The sequence below is a fragment of the Clostridioides sp. LIBA-6622 genome (assembly GCF_056716095.1).
Map to the genome: position 1 here is coordinate 1 of NZ_CP196999.1, position 23,469 is coordinate 23,469.

Genomic DNA, 23,469 nt, shown 5'->3' on the forward strand with positions numbered 1-23,469 from the left:
ATGAATGCTTTTATAAGGAAAAGAAATAAAAACTATGTAGTGTACCTAGAATTTAGAGATGATGAATCAGGAAAAAGAAAACAAAAGAATATGGGAGCATTTGATAAAAAAAGAGATGCGAACAAACGATTGGCCGAAGTTAAGGATAGTATATATAAAGATAGCTTTCTTATTCCAAATGAAATAACACTATCTGATTTTTTATTAGATTTTCTTGAGAAGTACAAAGATAATGTATCGGCTTCCACATACAATGGTTATATGGCCATTTGTAAAAATCATATTAATCCTTCCATTGGGAGATATCGTCTACAAGAGCTAAGAAATATTCATATACAAAATTATATAGATGATTTAGCTGGTAATTTAAATCCTCAAACGATAAAAGTTCATATAAATGTGTTAAGACTTGCAATAAAGAGAGCCTATAGAATTAAGTTAATAAAAGAAAATATTATAGATGGTATAGAAAGTCCTAGAATTAAAAAATTTAAAAATGAAATTTATGATAAAGAACAGATGCTAAAATTATTAGAAGTAGCTAAAAATACCAACATGGAACTGCCCATCAGTTTGGCTACAGGGCTAGGCTTGAGACTTTCAGAAGTCTTAGGATTAACTTGGGATAATATTGATTTTGAAGAAAATACAATAACAGTAAGTAAGATAACTAGTAGATTAGATGGTTCTGTTATACTTAAAGAGCCTAAAACTGAAAGCTCAATTAGAAAAATATTCGCACCAGTAGAGCTTATGAATTTACTAAAAGATTATAAATTAGAACAGAATAAGAAATTATTAAGAAGTATTATTAGAAATGAACATAATTTACTATTCTTTGATAGAAAAGGGAATCCAATTGCTGAAGATGTTATGAGTAAGAGATTTAGAAAGTTTTTAGAGAATAATAATTTACCACATATCAGATTCCATGACTTAAGACATTCACATGTTACTTTACTTATAAATTCTAAAGTACCTATAAAAGTTATATCTGAAAGGGTAGGACATTCAAATATTAATACTACTCTTAATGTATATTCTCATGTACTTAAAGAGATGGATAAAGAAGCTTCTGATAAAATTTCTGAAAACTTATTTAAAGCTAATTAATAATTATTATCAAGAAATATAAAATCAATAATAAAAATCAGAGGTATAAACGCAAAGGTGAATTTTTATAAAGCCTTAAAATGGCGTATAGAGCGTCGCATATTAGATGATATTAGGATTATAACTTTATAAAAAATAAGCTATAATCCTAATCAATATCTACTATATCTTAATTTCTATACTAAGCTTTTTTATTTGCAAAATATGATGTTATAAATAGTATGATAGAAAGAAGAAATCCTAATAATACAATACCAGATATAATATTATTGTGCATCTTATTTATGTTTAAAATTGATAAGACTACATTTGAAAGCAACATGACTATATTAGCAGCTAAAAAAGTAGTTCCTTTTTTATTTGTATAACATACAATGTTCATTATACATATAATATACAAAACGATGCTTGTAATCAAGTATTATCAGCTCCTAATTTATAATTTTATAAGACAAATGCTAGTAATGCCTTAGTAACCCACCATGCAACATCATTACTCATACCAAGACTTTTACAACCTTTATATAATCCCTTCAACTGTGCCAGTGAATGTATTTAAAACACTAAGTATTCTGCCATAAGCTGCATATCCACCTATAGCAACTTTAACTTTTGTAGGAATTTTAGTCCAAGCAACTTTTAATATTTTTACAGCCCAACTTAATTTTCCTCTTGTAGTAGGTGTAGATTGTGCCTCTAACTTTACTTCCTTAATAGCATTGATATAATCTGCTTTCTCTTGTTCTGTAAAACCAAAATATGCTGCAATTTCATCAATATCTTTTAGTCTTTGTTCATCCAATATGTATGATTCTATTCCTGTTTGATGAGAGTTACTATCAGCAAAAGAAACCGATGGTAATAATGTAGTAAATAGAGTTGTACCAATTAGAGAATTAGCTATGATTTTTTTGCATTTTTTGTTCATATATCAAACCTCCAAAGTATTTTAATTAGGCACCTATCTCAATTCTATTGCAATAGTATAAATTGTGCAAGGAAATATTCATTAATAATACTTAAGTATTCATAAACAAAAATTAATTATTTGTGAATAGTTCTTAATTATTAGTAGAAATTCATAACTGTTTTTTTAGTTTAAAAGACATTCATTAAAATAAAATGAATATTTTTAGATAGAATAATAAATTTTATATTTCTAATATTTATGATATAATAAACATAGCAAGGAATAAATATTTGAAAAAGCTATGAGTGGTGTTTCTATAGAGTTTTCCTCACTTTCGTATGAAAGGAGGTGAAAAACTATGGAAAATCTAATGATGAGTATTATAGCTGGTGTAATGGCTAGTTACATTTACGATAAATTAAAAACCACTCGCAGCCGTCAAACTAAGAGTGGTTGGGAACTTAATATTAAGTTCCGAAACAATAAATAACCAATTTTAAGTTGGAAACATCACTTAAAGTTAAGTAAAATATGTTTCCTTGCTTTTATTATACCACAAATTAAAAATATTAAAACAAAATTTAATGTAAATAATATCTTAATTTATAGATTTTCTATTTTTAAAAAAACTAACTGAAAGTTGGAACATCACAAATCCAACTGTTGAACCTAAAGCATTTACAGGTATAGATGATATATTAGTAAAATTATTTAAAGATGACATACCTAGCATTACTATAGAGACTATAGCTAAATAAAGAATAACTAGAGAAATTGGTATTGAGATATTTATCTCTAATTCATGTTCTTTCATAATATCATTCCTTTCAATATTGTCATACTTAATCTTATTATATCATTAAATATAATAAATCGTAATGTACAAAATAACTTATTTCTAATTACATAATATGAGAAAGAGTACTTATGATGGGTTTTATGTCGTCTATATACTATTCCTTAAATTCCCATTTAAAGAATAATATAAATCAAACATATTTAATAAAACAACATTATAAAAATCAAAAATTTAGTTATATTAGGTCTTTAAACTAAGTCTTTTTATCTATAGTGCCACAATCCTCTAAAGAGCTAATTAAACTTTCTATTGAATTAGAATGTATTTCCTCTAAAAATCGTATTGTTGCGATTTTTAAATAAACTTTTTTTGTTACAACTATTTTATAATATGTAAGTCTTTTAATTCTTTCTGAATGTAAAAAATATTTTTTGACAAGTCTTGATAAAAGGGTCAATGTAGTTGTTTGCTTCCATCCATATTTTTGTCCCATAGCTTCAATAGTTTCTTTTGATGTTACTGTATCATTTTTTTCCCAAATAAACTTCATAACTTTTAATTCTGCTTGTGGTATATTTCGTATAAACATAAAATACTCCTTTCTTAAGCAATAATAAACACATATAGACTTTAAAATTATAAAATATATGTTATAAGTATATATTAACATAAAATAAAAAAAGATGCTTTAGGATCTAGGCATCTTTTTAGGATTATTATTCTTCTAGTTTGCGATATTGAATTATTTCTTTTAATAACTTAATTATTGCCTTTTGTTCTTTTACTGTCAAGCTATCAATTAAATCATAAGCTTCAGATGATATAGCATCGTTATCTTTTTCATTTTGTGTAATATTCTCAAATAAAATTTCTAGTGGCATTTCTAATGCATTTGCTATTTTAAAAATTGAACGAAGAGATGCTTTACTTTCGCCTCTTTCAATTTGACCTAAATAAGCATGAAATAATCCTGCCTTTTTCGCTAGTACTTCTTGGCTATATCCTGCTCTTTTTCTATAATTTCTTATTCTTTTCCCAATTATATCATATATTTTATCTTCTGACATTTTTACACTTCCTCATTAGATTATATTGAGTTATTTACCTTAATAATATGCTATACATGTCAAAAATATACTTCTATAGTATATTATATTCTTAAATATATGTTATATACTATAGAATATATTAAGAGATGAAATTCTATAGATAATAAAAATACTTATGCAATATTCTGTTGTAGACAAGAGAATAAACTCTCCAGAGATTAGTTTCTTAATATTCAACAATATAGTTATGCTTTCATATATATACTTAATAAAACTTCATATATAATTAAGATTGATTCATGAATACTTAATAATTATTAATGAATGATTTCTTGCATATCTTATACTATCAGAGTAGAATTAAGATAGGTACTTAATTAAAATAAATTTAATATATTAAATGAAAATGTAAAAATTTTATAGACACATCTTTGATTATTATAACCTTATTTATTATTATATATTATTAAATTGGCAGGAGTTATTGAATAAATAGCGTATAATTATACAGCTGAAATCATATGTTAAAAATTTATCTAAAATTTAATTCTTATATTGTTATATGAGTAAAGGTGAGATTTGAACTACTGAACTATTAACTTTTAGGAGGCATTTATGAAAAATAAAAAGATGAATAAAATTTTAGCAACTACAATGATAACAACTATGTTGGCTATGCCATTTGCATCAACTGTACATGCCCTGGAAACTATGGATTCTAGTTATCAATACGAGGAAACTAATGTATTTACATTTAATCCTAACGATGATGATGAAAAATTAAAAGTAGGAGAAGAAATAACATTTACCGATTTAGAGATTTATCAAGCTGCAAAAGATATGGGTTATGATGTTGATATGAGTATTGTTAGAAGTAGAGCGTCTAATGGTGTTAATAAAATTGTTAGAACTAAAACAGGATATAATATTTATGTCTCTAAAAATACTATTCTTTTAGCTTCAACTGTTGGAGCAACAGCTTTGGGCTGGATTATATCTGCTGTATCTGCTGGAGCGGGAACTTTAATTGTTGGGTTAATAGTGCAACATGCTAATAACACAGTAACATCAGGAAAAGTTTTTAGATTTGATAAAATAAAAGTTGGAAAATATGATTATAAATATGCTCTTATAAAAGTTTGGAATCAATAATGGATTTTTATATTTTTTTTATAGCATGTGTGGTATTTTATGTTTCTGATGTTTTATTTAAAAAATTTCAAATAAAATCATTTTTTTTGAAAAGTATTTTAAGTGGATTAGCATTATACATAATTATAATTTTATACAATAAAATTATATAAACATAAGAAAAAAAATAAGCCCTCTAAAGAAAACTCAATTAAGAGTAATCTCTAGAGGGCTTATTATCTATCTCTTTTTCTTACCTTTTTTACATGCCACAATCTCACTTCCTTTTAATTTTATATCTATTTATAAACCTATCAAATCTTTAGACTTAGAGATTTTACCTTTATCTTCTTTGATATATATTTTAGTTGTATCAGTAGATTCGTGGTTCAAAATAGTTGATATGTCTTCAAGAGGTAAATTATTAGCTTTAGCTATAGTTGCAAAACTTCGTCTTAGTGAGTGAGGGGCTAAGTTGTCTATTTCTATTAATTTACCAGCCTTCTTCGCCCAACTTCTTAATACATCTGATGTAGCTTTATGATATTCTCCACCATACTTAACTAAAAAAACATAATCATTTATTATATTTTCTTCTTCTCTTAGTTTTTTTAGTTTTAATAGTAAATCTTTTACTTTTTCACTAAAGTAAAAATCTACTATCTTTCCACCTTTTTCTTTAATATTATCACATACTCTATTATCAAAGTCTATATTTTCCCAAGTCAGATTACTTGTAGCTGTAACTCTACCAGCAGTTGACAAAGCAAAATTTATATAAACTTCTAATTGCAAATCATCTTGTTTTGACAATTTATCTTGTAGTTCTTTAGTTTGTTCTATATTTAAAAAATGTTTTTCTACAACAGGTAATCCTTTTTTAGGTCTTTCTATTAGTGATACTGGATTTTCTTTTACAATTCTTTTTCTTCTAAGATGGTCATATAAAGAAGATATACCAGAAAATATAACTTTTATTCTATTAACGTGGTTATCTTCCATTCTAAATGAAATATACTCCATTATGTCATCTTCAGTACAATCTTCAATAAGCAAATCATCCATTTCATCATGTAGGTATCTAGCCCATGTATGTAAATCACATTTGTATACATATATAGTTTTCTCACTTAATCCAGCTATCTTTTTAGCTTGAAGAAATCCTCTTATTAATTTCTCATTGTTTTTATTTATATTTCCTTCTATTTTTATTCTTTTACTTCTCTTTTCAAATGTTGCCAAATATTTCACTTCCTTTAAAGAGACTAGAGAAATTAATCTCTAGTCTTCAATTTGTCTTTAATTTCTGTTATGTCTGTTTCAACTCTTTCAAGCCTACTATTATTAGTATTTAATGCTTCTGCAAATTTATCTAATTTATCATCAAACTTATCTATTGTATTACCAAATAAAGTTCTCTGCTCTTTAATTTCTCTTGAAAAATAAGCTCTTTCCTTTTTTCTGTCATCCTGCTCTAGTTGTCTATTCTTTTCTAAATATCTGCCAAACCATAACATTACTATCGTTAATAGTATAGCCGTATATCCATATTGGCTTAATAATTCAATCATTTCTTTAGATAACATTTACTTTTCCTTTTTGTTTTGTACTTGTATTTGACTTATACCTATAGACGCTCCCCAGCATAAAATACCTTCAAAGATAGCCTCTATTGACAACTCTTTCATAAATAAACAACTACTTATTATTGATATAATCAATAATGTAAAAGGTATATATTTATTTTTAATATTTGATTCTTTTATAAAAGTCCCCAATATGTAAAGACCCCCTATTAGTATTATCAAATTTTGAGGTATAAACTGCATTATATCCATATAACTTCCTCCTATCCAAGAATGTCACTTAATTCTTTTACTTTAATTTTTACTTGCTCTAACTTCATATCATTATTTTCTATTTTCATTGAATTTATCTTATTGCATATATTTATTATGTTTTGACCATAGCCTGTATCTGGACACCATTTACCGGATAAATTTTCAACTGTTTTAGCTTCTCCATGTAAATATGGAAAATGTCTAGGGTCTAATGTGACTCCATTGACTTTGTATTCATACTTCCCAACTAATTCGCTATATTTTGGATAACCTTTAGCTCCAGCATATAGAGCTAGATGGTCTATGAATGCTGACGCTCCATCTTCCCAACAACTAAATCTTGTATGAGCTGATGGGTCTAAATCTCCACCACCTTTATTACCTTTAAGTCCACATACATTGCAATATGAAGGATTTAAAACTCTGCCAAAATTAAAATATCCAGTTTCTACAAATGCTTGGGCAATTGCAATAACTGGATTTACACCTTCTTTCTCTGCTTCTTTATATATTATTGGTACTATAGCCTTACATAAATAATGTGGTGGATTAGAGTTATTATTTAATGTATCTAAATATGCAAAGATTTGTTCTAATGTTGCGGTTGTTTTATCTAATATATTCAATTTTAATACCTCCTACTTCCCTATAAAATCTAATACTTTATGAAGTGTCGCCCATCTATCATCACCTTGTAACTTAGTGAATCTTTCACTGGTCTTGATTTTGTCACTAGCTGAGCCTATTACATAAAGGTTTTGACAATGTCCAGCTACATAATTTTTTAACTCACATACATAGACTTCATCAGATTTATAATTTATGGCCATTACATTAGCTATAGCTTTATCAACTTCACCTTCATAAACTATTGTATATTTCATTTTTTCCTCCTGCGTTTGATTTATAGATTTATTAAATATACCTTCAGCAATATCTATGGCCATATCTTTAGCATTATAATTTTTAGTATCATCTGTATCTACAAAGCAACATTCAACTAAAAGTGATTTTGCTTTTGTTCTTCTTAAAAATGCTAAAGTTTTCTTTTCTTTGACACCTCTGTTTTTAAAAGCTTTATCCCCTTTAGCATGGTAAGTTTTTGTTATTTGTTCACAAATTCTTGAAGCTATTTCAACAGTTTCTTTGTCATTTAAGTTATATACTAGAACTTCTACACCTCTACCTCCACCTGAGTTAAAATGAACACTTACATTTAAATCTGAGTTATATGAATTACATTTAGCTATAATTTTATTCAATATATCACTCTGAGAAGTTCCATTGTTACAAGTGCAATCATATACTTTACATTCTTTTTGAGCCAAAGGGATTAGATATTTTAGTACTTTTCTTGCCTCTGTAGATTCTTTTATATACTTTACTGCTCCAGAACCAACCTTACCATCTGGATTATGTCCTGCATGAATTGTTAATGTTTTTATATTCAAAATTACCACTCCTTTCAATAAATAAAAAGGCTGAGATTAGTCAGCCTTCTAAATTTAAACATAAAAAAAGAACCTATACTATTTCACTTGGTTCTACTGGTGTTTCTTCTTTAACTAATAAATTTGTTAACTCTGTATATTCACTTTCTTTTATTCTATTCATTGCATAAAATACATCTAACTTAGTTTGTAACTCTTCTTTAGTCTTAAAGTTTTTTTGTTCAATCATTCTTTTTAAAATATTATGCATATTATCACCTCCTGTTTTTATTTATTTTATAACACATTGTTTGTGTTAAGTTCTAACATAGCTATTCTATAAGCATTATCTATTAAAAGATTATCTTGCTCCTTCTGATTTTCTATTAAAATTGTAATTTTATTTGCATTTATTTCTTCAATTAATGGTTCTGAATTAGGCGGATTCTTTTGTAACTCTAACCACTCATTGTAGACTTGTTCACCTGTCTTAATTAGCTCTCCGCCTTTTATTGCTGGAGTAAACAATTGTCTATCCTCTGTAATGAAATAGTTATCTATATTATTTAAATCATCTTCAAGACCATATTCTATTAAAATATTTTTCTTTTCTTCTATATTCATATATAAATTTCCTTTCCTATTCAATAAAGTAAGTTCCATAACTATATATATCTGCATTGCTTCCTAATTGTGTAATTTGAAGGTATCCATTTGCAAAATTAAAATACATAAAGCCTTGAACTAATTGATTATTTTGGGTTGTGAATATTGGAAAAACATAAAAAGTTTTAGGAATAAATCCATTAGGAAGCTTTAATAATGCAATACTATCTGTTGCTGCTCCTCCAGTTATACGCATGTGAAAACTAACTTGATTGCCATTTTTACTTATTATAAATCCATCATTATCTGAAACTGTTTTCTTCCATCCATTTAATAATTTGTTAGATAAATCTATAATTACATTCTTAGACTGTATATTATTAATATTTTTTATATTATCTCTGATAGCTTCTATATGACTACCTAAATTTTGTGTACTTTCAAAACTAATATCTGGAGTTATAGCATCAGTATTACAAATAAATCTAGTTTGGTTATCATATTGTTCTAAATTTAATGTTCCAAGCTCAATTTCTTGTGCTTTTTGTAATGGATATACAACTGTAATATTATTACTTTTCAACCAAGTCTTGAACGTTTCCAAACTATCCGCTTTTGTCTTACATATTCTTATCATTGTTTCATATCCTGTATTTTCACCATTTGCAATACATTCATAATCACAATTTGTAAGAATATTTGCTGATACAGATTTAAGTTTATCTGAGTTTAATATACAAGTGTTAGCATTAGAGTTTATTACTCCTTTAGAAGTTACAAATACTATTGTGTTTGTTTTTTCGATACTTGTGTGTATTCCCCAAGTTTCATTTCCATTTAAAATATTTTCTTCACATCTCTTTATTAAATCATATTTATTATTTTTATAAACTATTTCATCTCTAACTCCATTTGGTAAACTTCTTAATGTATATGGAATTACTTTTTTATCAAATTTAGTCCCCTCACTAATTGTTATTTTATCTTTACATCTAGTAGGCACTGATATCCTCATATAACATGAATTAGAAGTTGTTTTAATAAAGAATAACCCTTCTGATATTTTATCACCTAGTCCATTAATACTCATATAAGGATTTGGATAGCCAAAATTTATTATATTTTTATCTTTATCATAGAGTAAAATATTCCAATTTGCATAAATTAAAGTGTAGTCTGTGTCAGCTTTAACTGGTATATAATCTAAAGTATAAGAATAATGTTTGGACTCATATTCTAAATTATCATTTCTATTTAAAAAATATCCATCTTTCCATGTTATGTTATTAGGTATTATATTAATATCTTCTTTACATGAGAATAATTCCATATTGTACTCTTGACCAACACTTTGTAATCCATCAAAGTATTCAACATATTCTATATCTTCAATTGTATAATGCCCTTCTAACACTAACATTGCTTTTGATATTTTTTGTTTATCTGCATCAGTTTCTTCCCAACCATCAGATGTATGACCATAACACATAATTTCTGATACAGTGATATTAGTATTTGGAATAGTATAGAATACTTTACTATATGGAGGAATTGTTATATCTCCAATACCTCCATAAGTATACTTTATTTGTTTATTACATAGATTCATAAAAGTATAAGTTTTACCACTTTCAATATATCTAAATGGGTTATTATATCTAACTCCATCTGTGATATAGACATTATTAGGATTGGCTAAATTAACTAGAGTCTTACCTTGTATATTAAAATTAGTCAAGTATCCTTTTTTACTATTTTCTATTGTATATTCACCTGTATCTGTGCTACATTTTATACTTTCAACTTCCTTGAGATTCTCTATATCATCAAGATTTTTAAGTAAATCTTTATATATCAAATTAAACCACCTCTTTCCAATAAAAAAAGAACCTCTATAATGTTGGTTCTGCTCCTTCTACTATTCCACTTTCTCTAATTATATAATCCTCTACTGCTTTTCTATACTCTATATTAGTTACATCATCTAGTTGAAATTCTCTATTTTTCAAAAGATTTAATCCCTTGTTTAGTATTCTCTCTGACAATATTCTTACTACAACATTATTTATATTCATTATAATAATCCTCCTACTTTTTCATTTTCATTTAATAAAATTTGATTTTCTAACTCTTGTATTCTCTTTTCTTCTTCACTCACATATATTTGTATTTCTTCTAAAATTGGTTCTTTTGTTTCTATATTTATACCTGTAATTCTATTTTTTGTATAATCTATACTTCCATATTCAACATCAATACAATGTAATTCAGTTATTTCATCATGTTGCAATACATCCCCTGTTGCTTCTCCTGTTTGCAAGAGTATTTTGCCTGTTTGGTCACATATAATTCTATTTGGTCTATTCATTTTATCACCTCATTTATTAAATAAATTTTATAGCTTGCCACTTAAAAGAAGAACCTTGTCTTTGGCAAGGAAGTTGTATACCTCTATTATCCATATAAACATCACGTTCATTTAATTTAAGAACTTCGCCTTCAACTTTAAAATCTTTTAAATATGTTTCTAAGCGGTGATAATGTGCAGTAATCACAAAATCCTGAGTGAAAATACCACGACAAGCAAAAACAAGAAATTTACGAAAATAACCACTATCAATTAATTCAAAAGTAGTAAAAAATATATTAGGAACAAAATTAAGTCCGTTAATTTGAATGGCTCCAGGAAATAAAAATAGATAATCACTATTAAAATAAAAGCCTTTCATATTGGTGCAACTATTAACAACACTGCTACCACTAGCAACCTTATATTTAGAATTTAACTGTGTTATAGTATTATTAGACTGTGTTAATTTGCTTGTTAAATCCTCAATACTAGCATCCCCACTATCAAAACTCGTTTTAATCTTCTCTGATAATTCCACAAGTGTATTATTTAAACTTGCATCTATATTCTTTAATGCTAAAGTATTTATAATACTTGTTTTTCCATTCTTAAAACTTTCTCCAATCTCTACTAATTTAGATGATATATCTTGTAAATTAGCATTTGTTGGAAGTGGCATTATACTCTTACTTATAGTAACAACTTGCTCATAATTTACATTATTAACATCTGTTACAACTATCTTAAGAGTGTGGAGAGCATTATCTTCAAGTGTATAGTTAATAGTTCTTTCTAAGTATAAATCTGTAGTAAATGTTTCTTTTAGTGTATCATCTATAAACCATTCTATCTTAGATAGTTTATTTTCTTCTGTATGTTCTGCTGTAAAAATAGCTTGTTGCGATGTGTAAGAATTAATAACAAGAAAAGGTAACCCTTGAATTAGCGTTATTTTAGCTTTTCCATGTCCTCCTGCAATGCCACCACCCGTTGTTGTAACAGCATTTTCTAGCCAATACTCTTTAGTTGGTATATATCCAGCTGATTTATAACTACTTTCTGTTAAAACATAGCCACTTCCTCCACCAGCTGTTGGTCCGCTTCCTCCTCCATACCAACCTCCGCCTCCACCTCCACTATCTTCATATTTACTATCTTTGATTCCACTACCACCTTTTCCAAAAGAACCATCAGTCCCGCTCGTCCCTTTTCCTCCTTTAATTTCCGTTGCTCCTTTACCAAGAGCATCACCACCAATAGCACCTCCTCCATCTCCGCCTTTATCTCCAAAGCTATTTCTACCACCTCCACCAGCAACAATTATACGTGATAATAGCCCTTGCTCATCATCCCAATAACCTCCAATGAGTCTTATATCAACAGCACTTCCACCATTGCAATAAACAAGGTCTTTATTGGCATCACTTTCATGTATTAGTGCTTTCCCGCCACCATTAAATGGAGGAGGTCCCCAGCTATCTCTACCACTACAACCAACATATACATGTAAAGTAGTTTCTTTTTTTAACATTAATTCCCCTTTTGAATATCCTCCTCTGGAACGCAAATTAGGGTCAGCTATAGAACAACCTCCTCCACCTGCTGCTCCCCAGCATTCGAGCAAATACTTACCACGTGGTAAAGTAACAGTTTGCTCACTATATGCACGCTCAAATTCATAAACTTTAGCCATTTTAACACTCTCCTTTATATAGGTAACATATTATTCACACTTGTAGTAATATCAGATAGCCCACTGTTTACTTTTTCTTCTAAATTAACGAATCTATTCTCAATCTTTTTTGATGAATAAGTAGTCATTTCAGACACTCTATTATCATCAACAGTCGCATTAATAAAATGAGTCTCTGCATTTCCATTAATAACATAAACGTTTAACTCAGTTTTTGTTTCACTTCTAATTTTAATCGAGTTATCATCTATAATTTTAAAGTTTGTAACTGCATTCTCTTTTGTAGTAGCATCTATAATATTTACAACTATTCTTTGTGTTAATAAGTTATGCGTTACAGTTGCCTTGAATCCACCTTCATCATCATCTACCCAATCATCAGTATCTATTGTTTGAGTAGATGCTACATTAGAACCCCCTGCTATTAGCTGGTCAATTTTAGTATTTAACTCTGTTTTAGTAGTTTCTATATTTGTATTAACTTTCTCAATCTCATTATTTGTATTATTAGGTACATTTTTTAATTTTTTTACTACATCTTCATTTAACAATCTATCACCTTCTTCTTTATTTAAAGAACTACATATAAATATGCTTCTCAGTTTATTTCAATAAAAAAAGAACTATGCTATATAGTCCTCACCTATTATTTCTTTATATTCCTTCGCTGTTATCTTTTCTTTAAGTACTGCATTTTTAACCATTTCTTTAGTCCATATGTTATTATTATAATAGTATTTTATTTTTTCAAATCCTAACATTATATTAATCCTCCCATCATTAGTGCATAGTTTATATTAGCATTTTCTAATTCTAATTCTTTGACTTTCCTTAGAGCTTCTTGTTCTGGTGTCAATGGTATTTCTACATACTCATATGTAATCTCTTTTGTTGTCTTATCTACATACATAATAGATGCAAACCCTTCCTTATGTTCAGCTTCAATTAATGTATCAATTAGAACACCATTCAATTCCAATTCTTGAGCTGATTTTCCTAAGCCATTAACTTTATCAAATGGCATATTATGTATTAAATTCACTTTATAAATGTTACCTTCCTTATGTTCCAATCCTGTTAAGTATTTTTGCATTCTATTTCCTCCTAAAATTAGTTATAATAAGCTACTTTTTGTAATACATGTGTATTTTTCAATTTACTTATAGTATTAAGATTATAAGTTATAACAATATTATTAGATGAATCTAATAATATTGATTTAATTGACTTAGTAAAAGATGTTGATTTCCATATCTCAACACCATTATGGGCTATTTTTCTTATTGTACTATCAGATCCGCCACTATAAATATTAAACTCTGAATCTACACATACAGAGTTTACAGAATCAGTGTGATCTGAAAACTTCCATATCTCAACACCATTAGAAGATATTTTTCTTATTGTTTTATCATTACTAGCACTATATACATTATATTTAGAATCTACGCACACTGAATTTACAGAATCAGTATGCCCTATAAATTTCCATATTTCAACACCATCAGAAGATATTTTTCTTACTGTTTTATCATTGCTAGCACTATACACATTATCATGTAAATCAACTGTAACTACAGTAATATGATCAGTATGTCCTGTAAATGTCCAGAGTGACTTCATGAATGTATCGTCTCTTTCTAATGATGTTTTTATAATAGTATTATCATAACTACCACTTATTAAATTATTACTATTATCAATTGCTAGACTAATAATGACATCTGAATGTAAAGGTAATTCATTAGAAACAACATTAGGATCAGATAAAAACATTAGACTGCTGATGCCTCCACAGTACACTAAACCATCATTATTAGTACATACTGAATATATACCTAAACTAAATAAAAAATTATATTTCCAAATAAGATCACCTGAAGGCGATGTTTTAATTACTGATCTATCAAATCCATCACAATTTATTATATTATCATTGAAATCTATATGTGTTGACATGATTATGTCAACATCAAGATTAGTTGTCCATATATTATCAGGATAAGGATATACTTCTTCTACAAGAGTTCCTAATTTAGTTACCTTGTGTATTTTGCTTTGGTTATCTTTTGTAACTAAAATACCTAAATTTTGTTGAAATTTTCTTATAGTATTATCATATCCGCCACTGTAAACATTACTATTAGAGTCTATAGAAATACATTTGACATAATCAGTATTACCTTCAAACTCCCATATTTTTGTGCCAATTGAAGATATTTTCCTTATAATTTTATCTCTGCCTCCAACATAGGCTGAGCCTTCAGAATCTGTATTGACTGTAAATATATTGCTAGTATTTTCATTATATTTCCATATCTCAGTTCCATTTGAAGATATTTTTCTTATAGATTTATCATCACTACCACTATAAATATTACTATCTAAATCTACACATACTGAATACACTGAACTTGTATGACCTGTAAATTTCCATATTTCTATACCGCTAGAAGATATTTTTCTTACAGTATTATCATAACTACCACTATAAATATTGTTATCTAAATCTGTACATACAGAAAAGACATAACTTGTATGACCTGTGAACTTCCATATCTCAGCACTACTGGAAGATATTTTTCTTATTGTATAGTCATCGCTGGCACTATATACATTTCCATTTAAATCTACGCATACACCTTTAACATACCCTGTATGGCCTGTAAATTTCCATATTTCTATACCACTTTGAGATATTTTTCTTACTGTGTAATCATCACTGGCACTATAGATATTATTTTGTTTATCAACACATATGGATTCTACTGATAGTGTATGGCCTGTGAATGTCCATATCTCAGTACCACTTGAAGATATTTTTCTTATTGTATAGTCATCACTGGCACTATATACATTTCCATTTAAATCTACGCATACACCTTTAACATACCCTGTATGGCCTGTAAAACTCCAAACTTCTTCAATATCATTAGGCATATCTGGCATTTGTTTTATACTACTAATATTACTTGCCATAGTTTGAAATGTATCACTACTATTAGTTGGTACTTTTTTGTCAGTAATAGCAGTAGCGATTAATTTCTTTCCATTACTGACAGTTTGAAAAAGTTCATTTAATGCTCCTTCTACATTATCACTTGTAAAATTATTAGATATATCTTCTATAGTTACTTTATTAGCTGTATTTTCTATAGTATCTACTAAACTTTTTATTTTTTTAGATGAATATGTTGTAGTCTCAGATTCTTCTGCATCATTAATAGTTGTTTTTTTATTAAGTTCTAAATTAGTATCATTAGGTACATTTTTTAATTTTTTTACTACATCTTCATTTAACAATTTATCACCTTCTTCTTTAGGTTAGAGAGCTACATTAGTAACTCTCTATTTTAAGCACAAAAAAAGAACCCTTAAAGTTCTATGATAATGGAATCTCTAGTGCTTCACACATTTTTCTCACTTCTTCTCTGTATTTTATAGGTACTTGATCAATTGTTTTTAAACCTCTTTCTATTAATCCTACATAAATTGCTGCCATACTATTTCCTCCTTCATTTAAAGTTATATTTTTTAATGACATAGCAGATGCCTCTGATTGGCTGCCTAGTACCATTTCACATATTTCAGCAGTTGCCAACATTAAATCTGTAATATCATTGTCTTGAGTTATTTGACTTGTATTTATATCATTAAATTTAATATTGTTAGTTTTATTACTTTTAATATTATTTATTTTATTAACATCTAATTTAAACATATATTCCTCCTATATATTTGAACTATCTTCAAACTGACTTGGATCATAACTAAATAACATTGAAGGTCTTCTTATGTTTGTCCATTTATCACCTTTTTCTACAGTTATTTTTGGTTGAACTGATGTAATATTTGATTTCTCAAGTTCATATATTTCTTGATATCCAGAGCTTACTTTTTTTATTTCCTTCAATTTAAGATCTATAAAATTATCTAAATTATTAATATTTACTTTAACATTTATATTATTTACTAATATTGAGATTGATTCTCCAATAGATAAACTATTTTCTAGTCCTCTATCAAGTGTTATTATAACATCATCATATCTAGTTCTTATGTTAGTTATATTATAAATTTTACCCTCTATTATTACTTGAGAGTTTAATAGATTTTCATTACCAGTTTCTTCTTTATAAATAAACATAGTATCATAAAAATTATTAAATTTAGAATAGGCTTTGAACATAATTATATTTTTGCCAATAGATATTATATCTCTTGGTATTTCAAATAAAATAGAATTAGCGTCAGTTACATCTAATGTATCTATAGATCTGCCGTTTATGAACATTTCTATTTTTGATATATTTTTATTTGAATCTTGTAAATTTATTCTAACAGAATCTAAGGTTTTATGAGATAATTCTATATTTGGTTCATCTGTATCTATTTTTGCTATTATATATAATGTATCATCTGTAGAAAGCATATTAATTATGTTGTCTATTCCATCAGTAGGTATAACACTAAATTCGTATAAATTATCAACTGTATTATCAACTTTAAATGTAAAGTTATTTTTACCAGCGACTTGTATGTTTCCAAGATTATCTATTAAGAATATATTTTTTTCATCAAATTGTATTACTTCTTTTATGTTTGTTGCAGCTTTAGTAAAATTTTTTACTAGAACATTTTTATTTTCTATACCTAGTCCAAAACATCCTTCTAAATTTTGACCTTGTACATATAAATCATTATTTTCAGTTATTACCAAATTATATCTATTATGTACATACATTTTTTTTACATTAGATAAAGTGATTTTTTGTGGTAAACTTACAGTATCATTATGACCAATTGCTAACTGGTATTCTGAATTGTTACCAAATGCCCATAGGCTATTATCTGATATTTTTATGTAGTATGTGTAATTATTTCCACATTCTATATGTTTAACATCTTCTATATCTAATTTTACAAATTCATCATATTGAGTAATCGTTTTATCTTTGAATAATTCTCCATATTTATTAGATCCACGTCCATATAAATCTCCATTATTTAAGAGAACTATTATGTGTGTTCTAGACATTGATACTTCTTTTATATTATCAAATGGTAGTTTAATACAATTATAACCAGAATATTCACTACCAAAAATATCTTTATAGTTTATATCATTATCAGTTATAATCAGTGTATCATTGTTTATTACAACACAATTATGTTTTCTTTTAATATCAATATTATCTCCAAGAACAAATGGCATTTGGATATATTCAGAAACTAAAGTGTTATTATTATTTTTTACATTGTAAGTACTTTTTAATCCAAGTTGACCTTCTACATTTCGACCACATATAAATATATCTTTATCATTTTTTATTATTATACTATTTGATTCTGATGTAATCATTGTGCTTACATCATCAGCAGTTTTTAAATAAGTTGTCTTTGTAGTTAAATCTTTTAATCCAAGTTGACCAGCACTATTTATTCCAGAACCATAAAGTTCATGTTTTTTAGTTAAATAATATGCAGAGTATGGACTTACAAATATGTCTTTTACATCTTCAGTTTTTAAAGTATAAACAGCATTAGCATGTGCTGAACCATATGAATTACTTCCAGCTGTATAGAGTTTATTGTCTAAAGTTAAAAATAATGTAGCATAGTCATTACATACTATTTTGTCAATACCTTCTAAATCTAAATCTGTGAAAGTAACAATAGATGAAGTATTATTTAAACCTAAACATTTACTTGAGTTCTCGCCTGTTACTTTACATTTATTTGTATTTGAAATAATAAATGTATTATTATTAGTTATGTAAAAGTCTTTTACATCTTCTGATATCTTCATTAGTGTATTAGAATCTGTAGTGCTTCCTAATCCTAACTGTCCCTTATTATTTATACCTGCCATATAAAAAGTATTATCATTTTTTAAAATTGCAACTGTATTGTTAGAACAACTAACTTTTTTCACATCTATTATATCCATCTTTGAAAAAGTATCATAATTATTGTAGTTTTTAAGACCTAATTGTCCATTAGTATTAATGCCACAACTATATAATGTATTATCATTTTTTAGGATATATGAAGTAGAGGTAGAACAAAGTATAGTCTTTACATCTTCTATATATACTTTAGAAAATAGAGTATGTTCTAAGGTATCACCAAGACCCAATTGCCCATAATTATTTAAGCCACAGGCATAAATAGAGTTATCTTTTTTTATAGCAAAAGTATTAGATCCACTAGTTATAATATCATCAACATCATCTATAACAACTTGTACGAATTTGTCTTTATTAATTTTATCACCAAGACCCAATTGCCCATAATTATTTGAACCACATGCATATAGTGTACCATCATATTTCAGTATGAATACAGAGTTACCTTTCATTTCCACTTTCTTAATTTCATCTATAGTAATATAAGATATGTATTGGTCTGTTATGTTTGTTAAATTAGTTACATTGGCTGAGTTGTTATTTCCTATTCCAAATTTATTGTAGTTATTTGCTCCTATACAATAAATATTATTATTGTCATCAATTACAAGAGAACTAGTTTTTGAGGAAATTAATTTTTTCACATTTTTTATTGGATAATCTATCTTATATCCATAATCAGGGGAATAACTTGTATTTCCAGTATCAATATATTTTAATAAATTATTATAATAGTATAGGATATAACTATCTGCACATGTTGCAAGAGTAGCACTACTTGTTTTTAGATTAGAGCTAGTAGAATTACAATAATACATTTTATCATTCATGATAAAACAAGAACAAGTTTCCATAAAATTAAGGGTATCCAAATTATTTAAACTATAATAATTCGGAGAATTGTATTTTGTATAGAAATAACTATTACTACCAGTATAAGTATTACTTACCCCTAAATCTCCAAAGCGATAAAATGATGATTTGGCAGAACTAATGCCAGAGATACATAAAATATTGTTTTTTGTTAAGACAGCACAACCTTTGTAAAATGGCAAAATATCTTTTATAGTGTATGGAGATAACCTTGTATTTCTAGTGTTAGTATTTGAACCTGAAGTATAAATTTCCCAATAATAAATATAGTTGTTAGAAGTCCACGAATTATGAGCAGAATTATCTCCAAGACCAAGTTCATAAAAAGAATTAGCACCTCTTACTTCTAAATAGTCTTGTTCATTTATAGCGAAGGCATTACTTTCATAAGTAGCTATTTTTTTAATCTTTCTAGATGCAGAATCATTAGGTGTAAATACTAAAGCACGAGTGCTGCCAGTTACATAAGTATCCATACCAGTATGTAACATATTTCCTTCTCCATTTAGAGCTAGTACATAATTTGATTCAATACAAAGCTGCTTGATATTACTGATATCAATCTTAGTGAAAGTATTTCTATTTACTGTATCTCCTAAAGCAAGTTGTCCTCCACTATTATTTCCACAACTCCATATAGTTCCATCAGACTTTGTTAAATATGTTATATTTCCTATTCTATCTGAGTGAATTTCAACTACATTATCAATTGGAACTTTGCAGAAGAAAGCTCTGTCTTCATTATCTCCTAGACCAAGTTGCCCAACATTATTTCTACCACAAGCATAAAGAGAACCATTGTTTAACAGTATAAACATGTTTTGCTCTGTTAATTTTACTTGCTTATGATCATGAAAATCATCTGAGAGTTTAATATTGTTTATTTCGCAATTGTCTTTAGAAACATTTAAAAAATCTTTATATTTATAAATATGTTTCAAATTATCTGTATCATGGAATTTAGGTTCAACAAAATTGTATAAAATCATTTCATTAAAGCTACATCCTAATTGCCCTTTATTATTATATCCACTCACTAACATTTTATTTTCATTATTCATCACAATATTATGTTTTGAACCTGCAATAATATAATTTGCAGATTCATAAACTTTTCTAAATGAAGTTATTTGAGTTGTGTAATATTCATTATCAACAACACATTCACCAAATAGATTTTTTCCAGAAGTATATACATTTTTTGCTTTATCAAGTATTATCGTATGGCAATTTCCACAGTGTATAGATTTAATTTCTGTTTTATTAGAAAGATAAAAAACATTACTTGAATTTGTTGTACCATTTCCAAATTGTCCATAAGAATTAGATCCTGTAAAATAAATAGAACCATTATCTTTTAGTAAAGCTGAGAATTCTAGCCCACATTTAATATCTTCAACATTTTCTATATCTACTTTTGTAAATTTATTTGTAACATCAATATTACTAAGCCCAAGTTGTCCATTATTATTTTTCCCACATCCATATAATGTATTATCATTTTTTAGTATAAAAACATGCTTATAGAATGATGAAACTAGTTTAACATTATCAATATCAGCTAAAGTAAATATATCTCTATTAACCACATCTTCAAGACCTAACTGTCCATCTGAGTTTAATCCAGAGACAAAAAAAGTACCATTATTTTTTACAATGTATGAGGTACAGTCTCCACAGGATATATATTTAACATCATCAATATCCAATTTAGTGAAATTATAATATATTGCCCCTAATTTAGAATTCCCAAGTCCTAATTGTCCATAATTATTTTTACCTGAGGCATAAACATGTCCATCATTAGTTAACAACAATGCATGATTAGAACCAATGGAAACCATCTTTACATTATCAATAGAAAGTTTTACAAACATTTTTATAGGTTTTGAATTATCTCCTATACCTAATAAATAATCTTTATTATCTCCACAAACATAAATATTATTATTAGAGTCTAATGCAAAAGTAACATCTGCATATCCAGTAAAAAATTTTATAAAGTTGTAAGAATCATAGTTTTTAATAAATTTATCTAATATTATATTGTCATTTCCAAAATAATATCCTCTTTGTAGTAATTTACTTTTTTTCAAATATAAGCACCATCCTTTTATCTTATTTCATATGAATATTTATTTAAATTAATTTCAGTAGAATTTTTATCATATGCTTTATCTACTATGTTTTCTATAAAGTTATTATCTAGTTCATGTATATATCTAATTTTATTTGAAATAAAAGGGAGATCGACATTTCTAAATATTACATTTCCAGAATATCCATATAAACTTTTTTTACTAGTATCTAATCTCAATCCATCCATAGCCACTATATTATTATTATTATTTAGATTATCATACCAATATCCAGCTTCATCAGCAGTAGAATTTATTTCTAAATCTAGCTCTATTGCCATATCTAGAACTTTATTTGATAATATATTATATTCATTTTTTAAAATAGCTATTTCAGTGGCTATTTCACCAGTTATATTTCCACCAGATTTTGATATTTTAGTATTAACTTCATTTATAGCAGAAATAATCTTTTTACTTTCAGTTTCTAATTCAAGAAAATCTGTGTTAACATTTAAATCTCCAGCTTCCCCTCTAGATGGTTTACCAGTATCATTTTCATCTATAAACCAATTACCATTTTCTCCAATTGAAGGTGTTGAGCCAGTATCACCTTTACCTCCTTTTAAACTCTCTATAAATTCTTGAACAGTTTTATCTTTATTTTCAGATATATCCCTCCATGTTTCATAGGCTGATTTTCCTTCATTACCAATATCACCTTTATTCCCTTTAGATGACTTACCAGTATCCTCTCCATTTACAAACCAATTACCATTTTCTCCTATACTTGGAATAGGTATTATATCTGTATTAATACCTACTATATTTACAGTTGCATTAATAGCAATTTCGTTAAATAATTCAATTGTATTGTTATCTATTATTTTATATGAACATAATAAACTACTTTTTGTATCTTTTTCTACTATACTTACTAATAAACAATTTGAATCTAAGTTATGTTTTATAGATTTATGGTAAAAACCATCTTTTAAAATCCAGTCATTTAAATTAATATCTAAAGTTGTACTATAGATAGAGTCAGGTTGTCTTATTAAATTCCTTAACTCATCTATTGCGTCTTTAGTATTAGTGGAATTTAATCCACTAATGACATTATTATATTTTATATCCTCAGCTTGTAATCTTAAAATTTTATTACTATCCAATATTATCTACTCCTTTAACATTTATTTTAGATGTAGAGACTATCATATCTCTTTCCTTTGATGTGATAATTTTATTAGATGACATAGTATTTAAATATTTTTCATCTATATTACCAATCTTCCACATATTAAGTAAAAAGTTATATAATAAGTTCATTTAATTCACCTCCCATCAATTATTTTAATAATACAGCCAACATTGCTTTTTCAATTGCAGAAATTCTATCTTCTAATGCTATATTATTTTCAGCATAAGAATTTGGAATAATTTTTTCAAAGTAATCTTTTTCCTGAATAGTGTATAAATCTTTCTTTTCTTTGTAATTCCCTATAAATTTGAAATCACCTAACTCTAATAAATAATTCCAAAGATCTTCTGCAATATTTATATAATATTTAGGCATATTATTTTTATGAATATCTTCTATATAAAATCCATTGAATGATTTTAAATCTTTTTTCAAACCCATCTTAAATATTTTTTTCATTTTTTATCTCCTTCTTGAAACTATAAA

Annotated in this window: 28 protein-coding genes; 4 read left to right on the plus strand and 24 right to left on the minus strand. The window is 26.9% G+C overall.

Annotated features, from left to right (window positions below; all coding sequences use genetic code 11):
• Positions 1 to 1,113: tyrosine-type recombinase/integrase (locus ACTG47_RS19500; RefSeq protein ID WP_479927100.1), on the plus strand; the 1,113-nt coding region annotated here is incomplete at its 5' end.
• A 221-nt stretch (positions 1,114 to 1,334) separates the two neighbouring features.
• Positions 1,335 to 1,481, plus strand: coding sequence for a hypothetical protein (locus ACTG47_RS19505; RefSeq protein WP_479927101.1), 147 nt, complete (start codon positions 1,335 to 1,337; stop codon positions 1,479 to 1,481).
• 152 nt (positions 1,482 to 1,633) lie between these two features.
• On the opposite strand, the gene ACTG47_RS19510 is transcribed toward ACTG47_RS19505, so the two are convergent.
• On the minus strand, positions 1,634 to 2,041 hold the full coding sequence (locus tag ACTG47_RS19510; RefSeq protein ID WP_479927102.1) for a hypothetical protein: 408 nt from the start codon (positions 2,039 to 2,041) through the stop codon (positions 1,634 to 1,636).
• Between the two features lie 340 nt (positions 2,042 to 2,381).
• Here ACTG47_RS19510 and ACTG47_RS19515 point away from each other — a divergent pair, with 340 nt between their 5' ends.
• Entirely contained in the window at positions 2,382 to 2,513 is a 132-nt protein-coding gene (locus ACTG47_RS19515) for a hypothetical protein (RefSeq protein WP_479927103.1), read from the plus strand.
• Positions 2,514 to 2,621: 108 nt separating this feature from the next.
• On the opposite strand, the gene ACTG47_RS19520 is transcribed toward ACTG47_RS19515, so the two are convergent.
• The 3 genes from ACTG47_RS19520 to ACTG47_RS19530 form a co-directional block, all read right to left on the minus strand.
• Positions 2,622 to 2,837: a hypothetical protein gene (locus ACTG47_RS19520; RefSeq protein WP_479927104.1), complete on the minus strand. Its 216-nt coding sequence runs from the start codon at positions 2,835 to 2,837 to the stop codon at positions 2,622 to 2,624.
• A gap of 238 nt (positions 2,838 to 3,075) precedes the next feature.
• Positions 3,076 to 3,411: a BlaI/MecI/CopY family transcriptional regulator gene (locus ACTG47_RS19525; protein ID WP_479927105.1), complete on the minus strand. Its 336-nt coding sequence runs from the start codon at positions 3,409 to 3,411 to the stop codon at positions 3,076 to 3,078.
• A 127-nt stretch (positions 3,412 to 3,538) separates the two neighbouring features.
• Complete coding sequence (locus tag ACTG47_RS19530) at positions 3,539 to 3,889, minus strand: helix-turn-helix domain-containing protein (RefSeq protein ID WP_479927106.1); 351 nt, start codon at positions 3,887 to 3,889, stop codon at positions 3,539 to 3,541.
• A 597-nt stretch (positions 3,890 to 4,486) separates the two neighbouring features.
• On the opposite strand from ACTG47_RS19530, the gene ACTG47_RS19535 reads away from it, so the two are divergent.
• Positions 4,487 to 5,023, plus strand: coding sequence for a hypothetical protein (locus ACTG47_RS19535; RefSeq protein ID WP_479927107.1), 537 nt, complete (start codon positions 4,487 to 4,489; stop codon positions 5,021 to 5,023).
• 282 nt (positions 5,024 to 5,305) lie between these two features.
• Here the strand turns inward: ACTG47_RS19535 and ACTG47_RS19540 are convergent, their stop codons facing one another.
• From ACTG47_RS19540 to ACTG47_RS19635, 20 genes are all read right to left on the minus strand, one after another.
• The gene (locus ACTG47_RS19540) at positions 5,306 to 6,244 is read right to left on the minus strand and encodes a tyrosine-type recombinase/integrase (protein WP_479927108.1); all 939 of its coding nucleotides are present in this window, start codon (positions 6,242 to 6,244) and stop codon (positions 5,306 to 5,308) included.
• 32 nt (positions 6,245 to 6,276) lie between these two features.
• The gene (locus ACTG47_RS19545; RefSeq protein WP_167640833.1) at positions 6,277 to 6,588 is read right to left on the minus strand and encodes a hypothetical protein; all 312 of its coding nucleotides are present in this window, start codon (positions 6,586 to 6,588) and stop codon (positions 6,277 to 6,279) included.
• Complete coding sequence (locus tag ACTG47_RS19550; protein ID WP_479927109.1) at positions 6,589 to 6,840, minus strand: phage holin family protein; 252 nt, start codon at positions 6,838 to 6,840, stop codon at positions 6,589 to 6,591.
• An 11-nt stretch (positions 6,841 to 6,851) separates the two neighbouring features.
• Positions 6,852 to 7,469, minus strand: a complete 618-nt coding sequence (locus ACTG47_RS19555; RefSeq protein WP_479927110.1) for a glucosaminidase domain-containing protein — start codon at positions 7,467 to 7,469, stop codon at positions 6,852 to 6,854.
• A gap of 12 nt (positions 7,470 to 7,481) precedes the next feature.
• Positions 7,482 to 8,294, minus strand: a complete 813-nt coding sequence (locus ACTG47_RS19560) for an N-acetylmuramoyl-L-alanine amidase (protein ID WP_479927111.1) — start codon at positions 8,292 to 8,294, stop codon at positions 7,482 to 7,484.
• 73 nt (positions 8,295 to 8,367) lie between these two features.
• The gene (locus tag ACTG47_RS19565) at positions 8,368 to 8,544 is read right to left on the minus strand and encodes a hypothetical protein (RefSeq protein ID WP_479927112.1); all 177 of its coding nucleotides are present in this window, start codon (positions 8,542 to 8,544) and stop codon (positions 8,368 to 8,370) included.
• A gap of 26 nt (positions 8,545 to 8,570) precedes the next feature.
• Positions 8,571 to 8,897: a hypothetical protein gene (locus tag ACTG47_RS19570; protein ID WP_479927113.1), complete on the minus strand. Its 327-nt coding sequence runs from the start codon at positions 8,895 to 8,897 to the stop codon at positions 8,571 to 8,573.
• A 16-nt stretch (positions 8,898 to 8,913) separates the two neighbouring features.
• The gene (locus ACTG47_RS19575; protein ID WP_479927114.1) at positions 8,914 to 10,737 is read right to left on the minus strand and encodes a hypothetical protein; all 1,824 of its coding nucleotides are present in this window, start codon (positions 10,735 to 10,737) and stop codon (positions 8,914 to 8,916) included.
• A gap of 34 nt (positions 10,738 to 10,771) precedes the next feature.
• Positions 10,772 to 10,954, minus strand: coding sequence for a hypothetical protein (locus tag ACTG47_RS19580; protein WP_479927115.1), 183 nt, complete (start codon positions 10,952 to 10,954; stop codon positions 10,772 to 10,774).
• The gene (locus tag ACTG47_RS19585) at positions 10,954 to 11,247 is read right to left on the minus strand and encodes a hypothetical protein (RefSeq protein WP_479927116.1); all 294 of its coding nucleotides are present in this window, start codon (positions 11,245 to 11,247) and stop codon (positions 10,954 to 10,956) included. The genes ACTG47_RS19580 and ACTG47_RS19585 overlap by 1 nt, the downstream gene beginning before the upstream one ends.
• 16 nt (positions 11,248 to 11,263) lie before the next feature.
• The gene (locus ACTG47_RS19590; RefSeq protein ID WP_479927117.1) at positions 11,264 to 12,922 is read right to left on the minus strand and encodes a glycine rich domain-containing protein; all 1,659 of its coding nucleotides are present in this window, start codon (positions 12,920 to 12,922) and stop codon (positions 11,264 to 11,266) included.
• Between the two features lie 14 nt (positions 12,923 to 12,936).
• Positions 12,937 to 13,473 carry a hypothetical protein gene (locus ACTG47_RS19595; RefSeq protein ID WP_479927118.1) on the minus strand — a complete coding sequence of 179 codons (537 nt, stop codon included), beginning with the start codon at positions 13,471 to 13,473 and terminating at the stop codon, positions 12,937 to 12,939.
• Between the two features lie 72 nt (positions 13,474 to 13,545).
• Entirely contained in the window at positions 13,546 to 13,683 is a 138-nt protein-coding gene (locus ACTG47_RS19600) for an XkdX family protein (RefSeq protein WP_479927119.1), read from the minus strand.
• Complete coding sequence (locus ACTG47_RS19605; RefSeq protein WP_479927120.1) at positions 13,683 to 14,015, minus strand: hypothetical protein; 333 nt, start codon at positions 14,013 to 14,015, stop codon at positions 13,683 to 13,685. The genes ACTG47_RS19600 and ACTG47_RS19605 overlap by 1 nt, the downstream gene beginning before the upstream one ends.
• A 17-nt stretch (positions 14,016 to 14,032) precedes the next feature.
• Positions 14,033 to 16,225, minus strand: a complete 2,193-nt coding sequence (locus ACTG47_RS19610) for a WD40 repeat domain-containing protein (RefSeq protein ID WP_479927121.1) — start codon at positions 16,223 to 16,225, stop codon at positions 14,033 to 14,035.
• A gap of 79 nt (positions 16,226 to 16,304) precedes the next feature.
• Positions 16,305 to 16,643: a CD1375 family protein gene (locus ACTG47_RS19615; RefSeq protein WP_479927122.1), complete on the minus strand. Its 339-nt coding sequence runs from the start codon at positions 16,641 to 16,643 to the stop codon at positions 16,305 to 16,307.
• 9 nt (positions 16,644 to 16,652) lie between these two features.
• The gene (locus ACTG47_RS19620; RefSeq protein WP_479927123.1) at positions 16,653 to 21,800 is read right to left on the minus strand and encodes an RCC1 domain-containing protein; all 5,148 of its coding nucleotides are present in this window, start codon (positions 21,798 to 21,800) and stop codon (positions 16,653 to 16,655) included.
• Between the two features lie 17 nt (positions 21,801 to 21,817).
• On the minus strand, positions 21,818 to 22,954 hold the full coding sequence (locus ACTG47_RS19625) for a hypothetical protein (RefSeq protein ID WP_479927124.1): 1,137 nt from the start codon (positions 22,952 to 22,954) through the stop codon (positions 21,818 to 21,820).
• A complete protein-coding gene (locus ACTG47_RS19630) occupies positions 22,947 to 23,111 on the minus strand; it encodes a hypothetical protein (protein ID WP_167640766.1) in 165 nt (54 codons plus the stop codon). Before ACTG47_RS19630 ends, ACTG47_RS19625 begins: the two co-directional genes overlap by 8 nt.
• A gap of 19 nt (positions 23,112 to 23,130) precedes the next feature.
• Complete coding sequence (locus tag ACTG47_RS19635) at positions 23,131 to 23,442, minus strand: hypothetical protein (RefSeq protein ID WP_167640767.1); 312 nt, start codon at positions 23,440 to 23,442, stop codon at positions 23,131 to 23,133.
• Positions 23,443 to 23,469: the final 27 nt, after the last annotated feature.